Annotated in this window: 11 protein-coding genes; 4 read left to right on the forward strand and 7 right to left on the reverse strand. The window is 43.1% G+C overall.

Features of this window, described 5'->3' with window-relative positions:
* Nucleotides 1-407: 407 nt before the first annotated feature.
* The 7 genes from Q9G97_RS04165 to Q9G97_RS04195 form a co-directional block, all read right to left on the reverse strand.
* On the reverse strand, nt 408-1,202 hold the full coding sequence (locus tag Q9G97_RS04165) for an ABC transporter ATP-binding protein (protein WP_305899833.1): 795 nt from the start codon (nt 1,200-1,202) through the stop codon (nt 408-410).
* Between the two features lie 168 nt (nt 1,203-1,370).
* The gene (locus Q9G97_RS04170; RefSeq protein ID WP_201572571.1) at nt 1,371-2,270 is read right to left on the reverse strand and encodes an ABC transporter permease; all 900 of its coding nucleotides are present in this window, start codon (nt 2,268-2,270) and stop codon (nt 1,371-1,373) included.
* A gap of 371 nt (nt 2,271-2,641) precedes the next feature.
* Nucleotides 2,642-3,679, reverse strand: a complete 1,038-nt coding sequence (locus Q9G97_RS04175; RefSeq protein ID WP_305899834.1) for an ABC transporter substrate-binding protein — start codon at nt 3,677-3,679, stop codon at nt 2,642-2,644.
* Between the two features lie 114 nt (nt 3,680-3,793).
* The gene (locus Q9G97_RS04180) at nt 3,794-4,852 is read right to left on the reverse strand and encodes an ABC transporter substrate-binding protein (protein ID WP_305899835.1); all 1,059 of its coding nucleotides are present in this window, start codon (nt 4,850-4,852) and stop codon (nt 3,794-3,796) included.
* 179 nt (nt 4,853-5,031) lie between these two features.
* On the reverse strand, nt 5,032-5,322 hold the full coding sequence (locus Q9G97_RS04185) for a hypothetical protein (RefSeq protein ID WP_305899836.1): 291 nt from the start codon (nt 5,320-5,322) through the stop codon (nt 5,032-5,034).
* A gap of 37 nt (nt 5,323-5,359) precedes the next feature.
* Entirely contained in the window at nt 5,360-7,471 is a 2,112-nt protein-coding gene (gene metG, locus Q9G97_RS04190; RefSeq protein WP_371747907.1) for a methionine--tRNA ligase, read from the reverse strand.
* Nucleotides 7,472-7,722: 251 nt separating this feature from the next.
* Nucleotides 7,723-9,201: a GntP family permease gene (locus Q9G97_RS04195; protein ID WP_305899838.1), complete on the reverse strand. Its 1,479-nt coding sequence runs from the start codon at nt 9,199-9,201 to the stop codon at nt 7,723-7,725.
* Nucleotides 9,202-9,530: 329 nt separating this feature from the next.
* On the opposite strand from Q9G97_RS04195, the gene Q9G97_RS04200 reads away from it, so the two are divergent.
* The 4 genes from Q9G97_RS04200 to Q9G97_RS04215 all read left to right on the forward strand — a co-directional run bounded on the left by Q9G97_RS04200 (nt 9,531) and on the right by Q9G97_RS04215 (nt 13,528).
* Entirely contained in the window at nt 9,531-10,244 is a 714-nt protein-coding gene (locus Q9G97_RS04200; RefSeq protein WP_305899839.1) for a CoA transferase subunit A, read from the forward strand.
* A 70-nt stretch (nt 10,245-10,314) separates the two neighbouring features.
* Nucleotides 10,315-10,944: a CoA transferase subunit B gene (locus Q9G97_RS04205; protein ID WP_305899840.1), complete on the forward strand. Its 630-nt coding sequence runs from the start codon at nt 10,315-10,317 to the stop codon at nt 10,942-10,944.
* Between the two features lie 44 nt (nt 10,945-10,988).
* Nucleotides 10,989-11,789, forward strand: coding sequence for a 3-hydroxybutyrate dehydrogenase (locus tag Q9G97_RS04210; RefSeq protein ID WP_305899841.1), 801 nt, complete (start codon nt 10,989-10,991; stop codon nt 11,787-11,789).
* A 938-nt stretch (nt 11,790-12,727) separates the two neighbouring features.
* Nucleotides 12,728-13,528, forward strand: a complete 801-nt coding sequence (locus Q9G97_RS04215; RefSeq protein WP_305899842.1) for a 3-hydroxybutyrate dehydrogenase — start codon at nt 12,728-12,730, stop codon at nt 13,526-13,528.
* Nucleotides 13,529-13,815 lie beyond the last annotated feature (287 nt).

Consider the following 13,815-nt stretch of genomic DNA (forward strand, 5'->3'; position numbering starts at 1 on the left):
TTATCACCTTTCATAGACGTTTTACTACCGTTCGTCGGATAATCGATAGAATTTCCCCTTGATATTTAAATTCAATAAGGTTGTCTAAATAAGAATTTATGTATTTTAATCAGGAGGTTAGTGTTAATTTTCCCAGATTTTGTCACTGATAATCTCTTTTACTCGGTTATAGTGTCTAATTTAAATATGCAATTGTTATGCCATATCTCAAGACACACTGGCTAGGTGAAAAATATACAATAAAGGGCTTTTTATCGAGATTTTGGATATAACAAAACCCTACATCGATAGCTACATCGACATAGAGTTCTGTCAAACTGACAATTTTTGACACCATTGAATGTTAATGCCATAAAAAATGCCTACTCAAAGGTAGGCATCTATTACTATATACGTTGGGATAAATATTAACTCAAAATCAAACTATCATCATCGACTTTTTCACCACGCGTTTGCTCAAACATATCGAGCAGATCATGGACGGTCATACCTTGGCGCTTATCGCCAGCGACATCGAGTACCACTTGTCCTTGATGCAACATAACCGTACGTGTACCGTGGGCTAGCGCCTGCTGCATAGAGTGAGTCACCATCATTGTGGTCAGATTATTATCGGTGACGATTTTGTCCGTTAACTCTAATACAAAGGCCGCAGTCTTGGGATCAAGCGCTGCGGTATGCTCATCGAGTAGTAAGATTTTGGACGGTTGCAGGGAAGCCATAAGCAGGCTGACCGCTTGGCGTTGACCACCCGATAACAGACCCATTCTATCGGTAAGACGGTTCTCAAGTCCAAGCTTTAAGACGGAGAGCTTTTCTCTGAACAGATCGCGGTTATTGGGGTTTAGCGCAAAACTAAGCCCGCGCTTGCCACCGCGCTTATAGGCTAATGCCATATTCTCTTCAATGGTCAGCGCCTCACAAGTCCCTGCCATCGGGTCTTGGAATACACGGGCAACCCAATGAGCGCGCTGATGCGCAGACTTTTTGGTGACATCGATGCCGTTTAATAAAATAGAACCACTATCGACTCGCGTTGTGCCACTGACTGCGTTTAAAAAAGTCGATTTACCCGCGCCATTGGTACCAATCACGGTCACAAATTCACCGTCAGCAATATTGAGATCGATACCGCGCAATGCAGGGTTTTCGATGGGCGTGCCTGGATTAAAGGTCAAGCGCAAATCTTTAGCTTGCATCATAATCGTTATTCCTTCTGCTTGCTTTTTGGCCAATGAGCGCTTATTAATTGTTATAGCTACGATAGAATGATATGACTAAACCTAATTAATAATGCATCTCTTGGCTGCGCTTTAATTACTATGTAATAGACTTATTTTAGGGTTTGCTTATAAGACATAAGCTAATTCTCAGACTCGTAATTTACGACTCATAAACTTACCCTTAGCTTTTGGTAAGACTAGGGCAATGACGACCAATAGGGCAGTGATCAAGTTTAAGTCTTGCGGCCCAAAGCCGATACTGCGTAGGGAGTCGCTGGATAGTGCTACCTGAATAAATAGCTTGTACAGTACCGCACCTAGGATGACAGCCAAGGTGATTAACCAAATACGCTTGGCTGGAATAATCGTCTCACCAATGATAACCGCAGCTAGACCGATAACAATAGTACCGATACCGATGGAGATATCAGCGCCACCTTGAGTCTGTACAAACAGCGCTCCTGCCAAAGCAATCAACCCGTTTGAGACCGCCATACCTGTGATAGTCATCCACGAGGTATTGATGCCCTGTGCCTGTGCCATCCGTAAGTTAGAGCCTGTAGCGCGCATAGATAGACCGGTTTCTGTACTATAAAACCAGTCTAATAAGAGCTTGGCAATAATGACTACAGCGCCGATGATCAAACAGCGCATCCAATAACCGTTTCCATCAGTGACTAGCGAGCTAAACACGGTAGTCTCGCCTAGCAGTGGCAAATTCGGCGCGCCCATAATACGTAGGTTGACCGAATATAGCGCGACCATCACTAAGATACTGGCTAATAGCTGCAAGATACCGAGCTTGACGTGTAGCCAAGCGGTCACGATACCTGCGACTGAGCCTGCCAGCATACCGAAAAGACAAGCTAACCAAGGATTGACCCCAGCCACAATAGAGATGCCAGCGACCGCACCGCCTAATGGAAAGCTACCGTCAGCGGTCAAATCAGGAAAGTCCAAAGTACGAAATGAGATCAGCACGCCAAGCGCCACTAGACCGTAGATTAGACCACTCTCAAGCGCACCAAAAAAAGCAATTAAAGACATAAGTAATCAATAAGTCATAATCAAGCGTTTGGCATTAAAAATGATTTATAAATAAATAACCTTTATAGATCCTACGAGCCAAACCACTGAGCGGTGAATTTAACAGATCAAACAATCTGCAGTTAGGGTGAACCAGAACAGGTTACAATAACAGATAATCATAAGTATTTATTCTAAAATCTATAAAAAACAAGCCCAGCCTAAGACGTTATAGCTGAGCTTGTCTCCATATATATCTATGTATATAGTCATAGAACGCTATTATAGCGTCAAAACAGACGATAATTATGCTTAACTCATAAAATCATCGTTTAAAGCCAAGCTAGCACTAATCAAATAGAGCTAGCGCAAAGCCACTGATAACAAGCGACTTATTCTAGCACTTCTTTGGCTTCATCAATAAGCGCTTGTGGCAACGTAGTACCTTGCTCTTTCGCGTTCTTTGGACTGACATATAGATTCAGCATTTGCGGCGTGTAGACTGGAATATCACCTGCTTTTTCACCGTTTAAGATACGAGCGACAATTTTGCCTGTCTCGCGACCTAAGCTATAATAATCAACGCCCAATGCTGCAACAGCGCCACGCTCAACTGAGCTGGTATCAGAAGCAATCAGCGGAATTTTACTTTCTTTAGCGACTTGATACAAGGATTCATAAGCGGAGACGACGTTATTGTCCGTTGAGGTATAAATCATATCGACTTTGCCCTCTAAGCTACGAGCAGCCATAGCAATATCATTACTACGCTGAGCAGGCGCTTCTAAGACATTAATACCTAGTGGAGTCAATTTCTCTTTCAAATTCTTTAAGATAATCGTTGAGTTAACTTCACCTGGGCTATAGACATAACCGACGTTTTTCAGACTTGGAATAATTTGACGCATCAATTCAATTTGTGGCTCATAAGGAAGCGCATCAGAACCACCAGTGACATTAGTACCAGAGCCATCAAGAGTAGGGACGAGCTTGGCTTCTACTGGATCCGTCACTGCTGAGAATACTAGCGGGATAGTGCTAGTAGCGGCAGCTACAGATTGCGCCGATGGTGTACCAATAGCGACGATAACATCAGCTTCATCAGCGACAAACTGCTTGGCAATCTGACCTGCGGTTGCAGTATTACCTTGGGCACTTTGGAAATTAACCGTCAAGCTTTCGCCCTCGGTAAAGCCTTGCTCAGCAAGCTCATCAATGACCCCTTTACGGACATCATCTAGCGCTGGATGCTCAACGATAGCCGTGATAGCTACGTTTTTCATAGCCAAGCTGGTGTCGCCACCTACAGCGCCATCGACAGTATCAGGATCGTCTGTTGGTGCTTGATTACAGCCCGCAAGCAAGCCCGCGCAAACACCGCCTAATAATAAGGCTTTGCCAAAACGACCAACATAATTTTGATATAACATGGGTATCACTCCTAAAGGTAAAAGATGCTTCCATACATAGATAAAATGATAATCAAAAATAAAGCTTTTAATTTACTTAGCTTAGATCCTAGCTTAGCTTCCTAGCTTCGCTATTTATTCAACTGCTTTAGCCGTTTTAGCATCAACGTCGATAGCTTTTTTGAGCATATCCGCTGACAAGGTAACGCCTTGCGCTTTGGCATGTTTTGGACTGACATACAGCGTCAGATCATTCATGACCTGCGGCTTGATAGTGTTTACCGCTTCACCATTCAATATTCGATAGACCATCTTGCCTGTAACTCGACCAAAATCATAGTCGTTCACGCCAAGTGCTGCTGTAGCGCCGCGCTGCACACTGAACTCATCAGAGGCAACGATAGGCATACGCAGCTCATTAGCCGCTTGGGTCATCGCCTCAAAAGCGGAGGCTACGTTATTATCGAATGAAGTATAAATAATCTCAGCACGACCCTGTAGACTACGAGTTGCCATACCGATATCGGTTGGGCGATTAGCAGGAATATCAAGCAGTTTCAATCCGCGTGCTGGCAGGGCCGCTTTGAGATCATCGCGTAATGATACGGAGTTGGCCTCACCTGGACTATAGACGTAACCGATAGTCTTAAGGTCAGGCTTGAGCTGTTGTAGTAGATCCAGCTGTGGCTCTAACGGCAACTGACTAGATAATCCCGTCAAATTACTTTGAAAAGGACTGCCATCTGGATTAATAAGTTTGGCACCTAATGGATCAGATACGGCGGTATAGACGATAGGTATCGTCGTTGTCGCTGAGACAATAGACTGGGCAGATGGCGTGGAGATAGCCACGATAGCATCGGGACTGTCGCCAACGAACTGCTTGGCAATCTGACCTGCGGTTGCCGTATTACCTTGCGCACTTTGAAAGTTAACCTCTAGATTCTTACCTTCAACATAGCCATTATCTGCCAACTCATCGATAATACCGCGGCGCATATCATCTAAAGAGGGATGCTCAACGATTTGAGTGATGGCTATCGCTTTGGCAGGTTTATCTGCGACGGTACTACTGTCATCAGTGCTTACTGTCGTTTCGGTAGAGGAGTTTGAGCATCCTATAAGACCCAACATGCTGATGGCACTGATAGTAGCTCCGCATAAGCTTAGGCGTAAAGTCGTGGCAATAGTCATATATTCAGTTAACTCTTAAATTAGAAAGTGCAGGTTAATCATATAATAGAGCAATAAATAGCTGTCATGTACTGGTTTATTAACAATCAATTTTTTGATCTAAGTGGCTATATTATGACAGTAATGTAACTAAGCGCAATAAAAAATTAAGCCACAAGGGTCAAAGCATTGATTAGCGGTCAATCAAAGACTCGCCATAAGCTTTTAAGTAGCCAAACAAGTAATCGCAATGGTATCTCAAGCAATTCAACGAAAAACCACCAATTCCAAATATCATAAGCATCAATGTTGTGCTTACGCTTGTGCTGCGACTGTCTAATATCCGTAGTTATCATAAATAGTAAAAAGCTGATGACCCCACTAGCAATGGCAATAAGTAGGGCAGTCATATCTGCGGTAAAATACCAATAAGCAAGTGAGCCCAAAGCTAAATATAGGAGAATATCGGCTAATAGTCTAAGCAACACCATAGCGGTTCTCTTTTATCAAAGCATTATTAAGTTAGTCTTAAGCCAACACATCACCAATCACACAGTTATCAGGCAAGGTAACAACGGTCAGCTGAGTCTTGGGATTACCCGTAGACAGCACCATACCCTCTGAGATACCAAACTTCATTTTACGCGGGGCGAGGTTAGTCACGCAAATCACTTTTTTGTTCAGCAGTTGTTCTGGCTCATAAAATTTACGAATACCGCTAAATACGTTACGTGGACGATCTTCACCGACATCTAAAGTAAATTGCAGGAGCTTATCCGCGCCTTCGACATAGCTACAGTCGAGAACGTGCGCAACTTTCATTTCAACCTTACTAAAATCATCGATGCCGATATAGTCGGTTTGCTCAGTATCGCTGTCAGTGCTTTTAGCCTGAGCATCTTTAGCGTTTTCAATAGTAGCGCCGCTGGTAGGTGCAGGAGCGGTTGTGACGTCAGAAGTAGACCCTAGCGATGCTTTTGAGGCTTCAACCATTGCATCAACATCTTTTTGTTCGATGCGCTGCATAAGCGGTTTAAACTTGTTGATTTGATGACCTAATAACCACTCGTTACGACTATGGAAACTTAAGCTATCAATATTTAAGAAACCTTTGGCATTAGCGGTCAGCTCAGGTAATACAGGTGCAAGATAAACCATTAATTGACGGAAGATGTTGATCGCAACCGAGCAGACGTCTTGTACTTCCTGCTCCGTTCCTTCCTGCTTAGCTAATGACCAAGGTTTTTTCTCATCGATATACTCATTGGCCTTATCCGCGCAGTGCATGATTAAGCGCATCGCTTTTGAGAATTCACGATTCTCGTAAGCGGCGGCAATTTCATCGCCTGTCTTAGTGATGTCTTCTAATAGACGCGGCTCAGCGCAAACCTCTGATAGCATACCATCGTATTTTTTGACCAAGAATCCAGCGCTACGACTGGCAATGTTGACTACTTTACCAACAAGATCAGAATTCACCTTTTGCATAAAGTCTTCTAGATCAAGGTTAATGTCTTCAACCTTGTCAGACAATTTACTAGCAAAGTAATAACGTAGATACTCAGGATGCAAGTGTTCAGCATAAGTTTCGGCCTTGATAAAAGTACCGCGCGACTTACTCATTTTCTCGCCATTGACCATCAAGAATCCATGAGCGAATACGCCCGTTGGCGTACGAAACTCACTACCTGCCAGCATCGCAGGCCAGAATAGCGCATGAAAATAGACAATGTCTTTACCGATGAAGTGATATACCTCAGTCTTATGCTCATTTTCTTGCAGCCAATAACGATCAAAGTCTAAAGGTTTGTCAGTGCCTTTGCGCTGCTCACATAAATTCTTAAAGCTGGCCATATAACCGACGGGCGCATCTAGCCAAACATAAAAGTATTTATCAGGCTCATCTTCAGGGGTATCGGGAATCTTAAAACCGAAGTAGGGCGCATCACGCGAGATATCCCAGCTGGCAAGACCGGCATCGAACCACTCTTGTAGCTTATTCGCCACTGATGGTTGCAGGCGATTGTCAGTGCGCGTCCAATCTTGCAAGAACTGATCAAATTCAGGCAAATCAAAGAAATAATGCTTAGAAATCTTTAATACAGGCGTTGCATTTGATAGCGTTGAGCGTGGATTCTTCAGCTCAGTAGCATCATAAGTAGTCCCACATACTTCGCAGTTATCGCCATACTGATCAGCCGCGTCGCACTCTGGGCATGTGCCTTTGACAAAGCGATCCGCTAAGAATAGCTGCTTCTCGGGATCGAATAGCTGCTCAACATCACGGGTTGAGATGTGCCCTGCGCTGTTTAGACGGCGATAAATCAGCTCTGAGAAATGCTTATTCTCATCTGAATGGGTCGAGTAATAATTATCAAATTCAATCAAAAACTTGGCAAAGTCCGCTTCGTGAGAGGCTTTGACCGTCGCTATCTGCTCTTCAGGCGTAATACCATTGTCTTCAGCCTTGAGCATAATAGCCGTACCATGCGCGTCATCAGCACACACATAAGTCACTTGATGGCCCTGCGCCTTCATCGCTCGTGCCCAAATATCCGTTTGAATATATTCTACAAGATGGCCTAAATGGATGTAGCCATTGGCATAGGGCAGGGCACTGGTCACTAGAATCTCACGCACTTTTATCACCTTAATTGAGTTGTATCACTGTTGCGTTTAGCGTCTGTACGGCTTTATCTTAGACACTTAGCAGATATTAGACTGTAAAATTAAAAAATTGCGCCTATGATACCGTAATTTGCCCTAAACGTGTCAGCAATTGAATATCAAGGTAAGAAATCACTATTATTGGTAGGCATTGATTGGACATTAAAAAACCCACCAAGCCAGCTAGCTTGGTGGGTTTGAAAATTATACTCACAATTGTAATTTTAGAACGACCCAAACATCGTACCTAAAACAATAACCGCCACCACCGCACATAAGGGAATGGCTATCGTGACCATAGCTAGATTGAGATAAGACTGTCTATGGGTTAGGCCACAAATCGCCAGCAAGGTAATAACCGCGCCACTGTGTGGCAAAGTATCAAGGCCACCTGCCGCCATCACAGCAACTCGATGCATCAACTCTGGATCAATACCAGCGGCAACCGCCATACGCAAATAATCCTCGCCAAGTGTGGTTAACGCAATACTCAAACCACCTGAGGATGAGCCTGTGATACCAGCTAGGGTGGTCATCGCCACCGCTTCTGAGATGAGGGGATTGTCAGGGCTTAGATTTAAGATACTATCGCGAATAATAAGAAAACCTGCTAATGAAGCAATAACCGCCCCATAACCGACCTCTGAGCCTGTGTTAAAAATAGGCAGCATAGAATCATAAGTACCACGGTTAATGGTCTTTTGCAGATCATTCCAGTGGCCTAAGCGTAAGATAATAAGTACCACACAGGCAATAACGAGCGAGATAATGATCGACCATAAGCCAAGCGATCCTTGAATATTTAGATCAGGGAACTGGGCCTGTAAACTAGCAAAGTCCATTGCTGGGAAAATCATATAAGTCAGTAGAGCGTTGAGACCAATAACCAATATTAATGGAATCATCGCAATAGCAAACGAGGTCTGATGGGTGTTACGAGCTTCAGTCTGATTGGCTAAGTTGCTTTGCGCGATGTTACTTTGCGCACTGTCCTCTAGCGTAGCAGTCTTGCTTTGGCTCTCACCAACACCGCCTACACCGATATCATCGTCATGGATACCATAACCTTCACCTGCGGCTTGAGCTTTATTAGCGCGCGACTGTAGCCATAACCAACCAAAGATAAACATGATCGTGCCACCGATGATACCTAGGATAGGCGCAGCAAACACGTTGGTATTATAGTAAGGGATCGGAATAGCGTTCTGAATGGCAGGCGTGCCTGGTAGGGCGGTCATAGTAAAGGTGAATGAGCCAAGGGCAATAGCCGCTGGTATTAGGCGCTTGGGAATATCAGCCGCCTTAAATAAATCTTTAGCAATCGGATAAATAGCAAAGGCTACAACGAATAATGAGACACCGCCATAAGTCAAAATAGCACAGACTAGAATGACCGCTAAGATGGCCTTACTGGCACCAAGCTTTTTGACAACAGTATTAGCGATCGCCGTCGCTGCACCTGAGTCTGCCATCAAGCGCCCAAACAAAGCGCCAAGCAAGAAAATAGGAAAGAATTTGAGCAAAAATCCACTTAGTGCTGACATGAATACGTCAGTATAAGCAGGGATACTACTCAAAAAATCACCCGATAAAAACACGGCTAAAACTGCCATGATAGGTGCTAGAATCAACACCGAATAACCGCGATAAGCGAAGAACATCAATAATAACAAAGTAATAACAATAGCAAGTATGCTAAACATGAGCGCCTCTCCTTGGCAAGCTTCAAAACGCCGATTATGCCCTGCCTGCGGATGGAGGTCAATGAAAATCAAATACAGCGTTATTATCCAATAATTAACATATATATAGTGGATATCCGTATTCTTAACGGCCTACCTAAGAGAGTCATACAAGGCTTTTGATTTGCAAAATTTATTCGCTAGTCGCTGCGAAAATATTGTGCTAAGTTACCTCACGCTTTATCGAGGTTTTTATGATAATGGGTATTATTTTGTTTTATACCAATCTTTAATTATTATCATGCGTAGCACGTTCCTATAATAAATATGACATTTGCAAGGAGAGCATTATGAGTCAATCAAAAGTATATAGCAGTGCCAAAGAGGCTGTAGAGAGTGTTGTCAAAGATGGACAAACCTTGGCTATCGGTGGCTTTGGGCTGTGCGGTATTCCTGAGGCTTTGATCGAAGCCCTACGCGATAGCGGCGTGAAAGATCTGACTTGTGTCAGTAATAACGCTGGCGTCGATGATTTTGGTCTTGGGTTGCTACTGCAAACCCGTCAAATCAAAAAAATGATCTCCTCTTATGTCGGTGAAAACAAAGAGTTCGAGCGTCAGTATCTGGCAGGAGAATTAGAAGTCGAGCTGACTCCGCAAGGCACCTTGGCAGAAAAATTGCGCTCAGGCGGTGCTGGTATTCCTGCATTTTATACGGCAACTGGTGTCGGTACGCAAGTCGCTGAAGGTAAAGAAACCCGTGATTTTGATGGGCGCACTTACGTGCTTGAGCACTCAATAGTCGCTGATGTGTCATTAGTCAAAGCACAAAAAGCGGATAAAGCGGGTAATTTAATATTTAACAAAACCGCGCGCAACTTTAATCCAGATTGTGCAATGGCAGGTAAGATTACGATAGCCGAAGTAGAGGAGATTGTAGAGATTGGGGCGCTTGATCCAGATGAGATCCATCTGCCAGGGATTTTTGTACAGCGTATTGTGCTCAATGATAGCCCTGAAAAGCGCATTGAAAAAACAACGACTAAAGCTGTCGACAAGGCTTAATAGACAAAGCTCAGTTAGCAATCTTATAACGGTAAATTAACAAAATAGTGTAATAGATAAGGATGACACCATGGCATGGACAAGAGAGCAAATGGCGCAGCGCGCTGCCAAAGAATTACAAGATGGCTACTACGTTAACCTTGGCATAGGTCTACCAACCTTAGTCGCGAACTATATTCCAAAAGGTATGGATGTTTGGCTACAGTCAGAGAATGGTCTATTGGGCATCGGCGAGTTTCCAGATGAAGAGGCTGTCGACGCTGATCTTATCAATGCAGGCAAGCAGACCGTCACGGCTGAGTCTGGCGCTAGCTATTTTAGTAGCTCAGAATCATTTGCGATGATACGTGGTGGCCATGTCAATTTGGCAATTTTGGGCGCGATGGAAGTCTCAGAGCATGGGGATTTGGCCAACTGGATGATCCCCCAAAAGATGGTAAAAGGCATGGGCGGAGCGATGGATTTAGTCGCAGGTGTGCAGCGAGTCATTGTACTGATGGAGCAAGTCAATAAGCATGGCGACCCTAAAATCCTTGCCAATTGTGAGTTACCGCTGACGGGTAAAGGGGTGGTAGATCGTATTATCACTGAGCTGGCAGTGTTAGATGTCACTGATCAAGGGTTACAGTTGGTTGAGCTGGCAGATGACGTCAGCTTTGAAGAGCTGCAAGCAAAAACCCCTGTAGTCATTGCTCAATAATCACTGCTCAATAAATTTTGCTCAATTTATGATAAGGATAACTTATGACCACGACATTAGAGAAAGATCTAAGTGGTAAAGTCGCTTTAGTCACAGGCTCTGCTAGTGGTATCGGCCGCGATATTGCCGAGACTTACGCTCGTGCTGGCGCTGCTGTTGGTATTGCTGATATCAACCTTGATGCCGCACAAAAGACAGTTAATATTATTGAAGCTGCTGGTGGACGGGCATTGGCGATTGAGATGGATGTCACCTCTGAGGAGGCAGTCAATGCTGGCGTACAAAGCTTAGTTGATGCTTTTGGTAGCATTGATATTTTAGTTTCCAATGCGGGTATTCAGATCATTGATCCAATAGATAAGATGGCATTTTCTGATTGGAAAAAGATGCTGAATATTCATTTAGACGGGGCTTTTTTGACCACCAAAGCGGCACTAAAGCATATGTATAGTGGCGATAAAGGGGGTACGGTCATTTATATGGGCTCGGTACATTCTCATGAAGCCTCCATGTACAAAGCGCCCTATGTTACTGCCAAACACGGCTTGCTTGGTTTGTGCCGTGTGCTGGCCAAAGAAGGCGCTGAGCATAATGTGCGCTCGCATGTGATCTGCCCTGGGTTTGTAAAAACCCCATTAGTCGAAAAGCAAATTCCTGAGCAAGCGGCCGAGAAGGGTATTAGTGAAGAGGCTGTCGTCAATGATATTATGCTCGTCAATACGGTGGACAAAGAGTTTACAACAGTGACCGATATTGCCCAGTTAGCGCTGTTTTTAGCCGCATTCCCTACTAATGTATTTACAGGTCAGTCTATAGTGGCCAGTCATGGCTGGTTTATGAACTAGTATCACGTGCTTTATAGACCGTCGCATTCTAGATAACTATTACCCTTGTAAGAGGCAACCTATAAAGACACAACGCTTAGCAATAACTTTTAGTTATTGCTAAGCTAACTTATTCAATGGATAATTATTGCAAATTAACCTGTAATAATTCGATAAATAGTTTATATTAAGGGGTCACCTAAATTCAGTTTATAGGTGTTCACTGTAATACTCTTATAAAGACCGCTGTTATATCATTTAATTGAGCCAGTTTATTCATATCTACTCCTCTATACGATTTGATCACACCGCTTAGCACATACTATCGATTTTAGCCTAAAAATCTGCTCATTCGAATTACCCGCTGATTCATCTTACTGATCATCTTCACTCTTTATTCGTATTTACGTTTATCGGCTTTTCTTGGCTATTAGTCATTAATGTAACTAAATGTTGCGACCTACACTTCATAGAAAAGTGTGCGCAAACAGTTGCGTTTAATAACCTTGCCTCTAATGACTTTGCTTCTAATTAATCCGCCTTTAACAAAATCATTATCTGTATTTTTCGTTCAAAACTCAGTTAAAAAACAGTCATAAATATTGGGACGTGCCCTCAATCTGAACAAAACCTTTTGAATGGTCTAAAAATGGCTATATTCTCGCCACTCTTTGAAAATTTGTAGACAATATATTCATATTCTCTGCAAAATTTACTTTGATTGGCAAAAATCTATCTCCTTTTTCTCATCATTTTCAAAATGAGGACATACCCTATAACAACAAAGAATATCTCCTAATTTTGATCCTCCTAAATAACAGCAAATGGATTGCTATTGTTTATTTCTTTAACTTTAATCTTCAAAACTTAAGCTTCAAAAATACAGTCAAACTTATAACTTATATAAGTAGCTAGTTTTACTGTATATCAACAACCACTGACCATAAAAGGGAAAATATATGGCGACCCAAGTACAACAAGATCTAACTGGTAAAGTAGCTCTAATCACAGGAGCCGCTGCTGGGATTGGCCGTGATATCGCAGAAACTTATGCCAAGGCTGGCGCGGTTATCGGTGTGGCTGATATCGATGTCGATGGCGCAAAACAGACTGTCGATATCATCACCAAAGCGGGCGGCAAAGCTATTGCAATTGATATGGATGTCAGATCTGAGAATGCTGTTAACGATGGCGTCAAGCAGCTAATAGATACCTTTGGTGGTATTGATATTTTAGTCTCTAATGCGGGCATTCAGCTGATTAACCCTATTACTAAGATGACTTTTGACAATTGGAAAAACCTGTTAGCTACTCATTTAGATGGTGGCTTTTTGACGACCAAAGCTGCTGTAGAGCATATGTATAAAGATAATAAAGGCGGTACGATCATCTATATCGGCTCCATCCATGCCCATGATGCCTCACTTTTTAAAGCGCCTTATATCACCGCAAAACACGGATTATTAGGCTTATGCCGCGCGGTTGCCAAAGAAGGTGCGCCGCATAATGTTCGCGCGCATATGATCTCACCAGGTTTTGTAAAAACCGCTATGGTCAACGATCAGATCCCACTGCAAGCTGCCGAAAAGGGCATTAGCGAAGATGAAGTCATCAACGATATTTTGCTGGCGAATACCCTTAATAAAGAATTCACCACTATCGAAGATGTCTCGCAAACAGCATTGTTTTTGGCTGCTTTCCCAACGAATGTATTCACCGGTCAGTCTATCAATGCCAGCCACGGCTGGTGTATGAGATAAATATTATTTAAATAATAGCTACTATACTTGCACACTTAGTAGTAGCTATAAGTAGCATAACAAGTCGCATAATTTGAGAACCACAACATCAGACTACTGGCGTTGTGGTTTTTTATGGCCCTGTTTTTAGACTTTTAAGTCTTGAGGATCACTAATGAATGGCGATGCTTGTTTATATATGGCAAAGCGCTATGATAGACGTCTTATTTGTAGCCTATATATTGACTACTCTATTTATTAATGTATGCACTAAAACGCTCTTGAAGCGCATGGAGTAAGAATCAATG

It is taken from the genome of Psychrobacter sp. M13 (assembly GCF_030718935.1).
GTDB lineage: Bacteria > Pseudomonadota > Gammaproteobacteria > Pseudomonadales > Moraxellaceae > Psychrobacter > Psychrobacter immobilis_G.